The sequence below is a fragment of the Nonomuraea lactucae genome, from assembly GCF_003313395.1.
In the GTDB taxonomy this organism is placed as follows: domain Bacteria; phylum Actinomycetota; class Actinomycetes; order Streptosporangiales; family Streptosporangiaceae; genus Nonomuraea; species Nonomuraea lactucae.
In genome coordinates, this window is record NZ_QNFZ01000584.1 from 1 (window position 1) to 2,016 (window position 2,016).

Here is a 2,016-nt window from a genome sequence, read left to right on the forward strand (position 1 = left end):
CCCGCGCCGCCCGCGGCGCGGCCCGAGGCGTCCGTTCGGACGGATGTGTCGGCCTGGCCCGCCACGCGGCTGATCGGCCGCGAGGCGCAGGTCGCGGAGCTGCTCCGGCTGCTGGCGGCCCAGCGGCTGGTCACACTCGCCGGGCCCGGCGGCGTGGGCAAGACCCGGGTCGCGCTGGAGGTGGCGCGGCAGCACGGCGCGGCGACGGTGCTGCCTCTCGCACCCGTCACCGATCCCGCCGCCATCCCGCACGCGCTGGCGGCGGCGCTGAACCTGAGGGTCGTCCAGGGCGACGTTCTGTCCGCCTGCCTGGCCCTGCTGGGCGGCGACCGCCCCGGCCTGCTGGTGATCGACAACTGCGAGCACCTGCTCGACGGCGTCCGCGACCTGGTGGGCATCATCCTTTCCTCCTGTCCCGCGATCCCCCTGCTGGCCACCAGCCGCGAACCTCTCGGCCTCGCCGCCGAGCACGTCTCGCGGCTCGCGCCGCTCGCGCTGCCCCATCCCGATCAGGACCTATCGCGGGTGCCGTCCGTGGCGCTCTTCCTGGACCGGGCCTGCCGGATTCGTCCCGGTCCGCCACCGACGCAGGCAGAGCTGGGCACGGTCGCCGACATCGTGCGCCGGCTCGACGGGATGCCGCTGGCCATCGAGCTGGCCGCCGGCCGGATGTCCACGTTCTCCCTCGCCGATCTGCGTGACCGCCTCGACCGCTCGCTCGACCTCCTCGGCGGCGGCAGGGCCAGCGCGGACTCCCGGCACCGGACACTGCGGGCGACCATGGAGTGGTCGTACCAGCTGCTCACGGAGGACGAACGGCGGCTGTTCCGGCATCTGTCGGTCTTCGTCGACGGGGTGGACCTCGACACCGCCGAGCGGATCGCCGCCGGCCTGGGCCTGGAGGGCGATCCCGGTGGCGTGCTGGCCCGCCTCGTCGACACCTCCATGATCGACGCCCGGTTCGACGGGGGCACCCGCTACCGCATGCTGGGGACGCTGCGGGCGTTCGGGCTGGACCGGCTCGCGGCTGAGGGCGAGGACAAGGCCGCGGCCGAGAGCATGCTGCGGTGGGCCGTCGAGCTGACCGCGTGGATCGGCGCCGCCATGACCACCGAACGGGAGCCCGAGGCCGACGCCGTCCTGCGCCGCGAGCTGCCGAACCTGCGGGCCGCGTGGCGGCTGGCCCGCGCCCATGAGGCCCTGGACGACGCGGCGGCGATGATCGTCGCGCTGTTCGAGGCCGTGGCCTACCGCGACCTCATCGAGATCCGGGACTGGGCGGAGGAACTGGCCGCCGACCCGGCGCTCGCCGCCCACCCGCAGGCGGCCGCCGTGCTCGGCACGGCCGCTGAGGCGGTCTACCACCGCGGCGACTACCGCCGGGCCGACCGGCTGGCCCGAGCCGGCCTGGAGCGGGCACCCGACGGCGCAGGGTCATGGCACTGCCTGATGGTGATGTCGGTGGCCGACCTGGCCCGCGGCGCCCACGGCGACACGGTCGAGCACGCCCTCGCCGGGGCCGTGCTCGCCGGCCCCCAGCGGGAGAGCCTGGGGATGGCCGCCCTGGCGACGGCCTACGGGGGCGACCTCGACGCGGCGCGGACACTGAACGACCGGGGATCGGCGGGTGCGGTGTCGCCCACGATGCTCTCGTGGGGCGCCTACGTCGCCGGGGAGATCGAGAGCCTCTCGGGGCACAGCGAGCCGGCGGAGCGGCACTACGTGCGCGCCATCGAGCTGGCCCGCACCTCGGGCGCGACGTTCCTCGTCGGCGTCGCGACCGTCGGGCTCCTCTCGGTGCGCGCCGACGCCGGCCGCGTCCACGAGGCGCTGGACGGCTACCGCGACGTGATCGAGTACTTCGCCCGCAGCGGCAACTGGACTCACCTGTGGGTCACCCTGCGCAACCTCGCCGTACTGCTGCGCCGGCTCGGCGACGACGAGCCGGCGGCGCTGATCGACGCCGCGGCCGCGCAGGCGCCCGACGCCCCGGCCGAGGCGCCCCACCATGTGCCC

1 protein-coding gene is annotated in these 2,016 nt (G+C 75.6%); it reads left to right on the plus strand.

Annotated features, from left to right (window positions below):
* Positions 1 to 2,016 (plus strand): ATP-binding protein (locus tag DQW85_RS23855; RefSeq protein ID WP_420819181.1); only part of this gene is annotated, 2,016 nt, incomplete at both ends.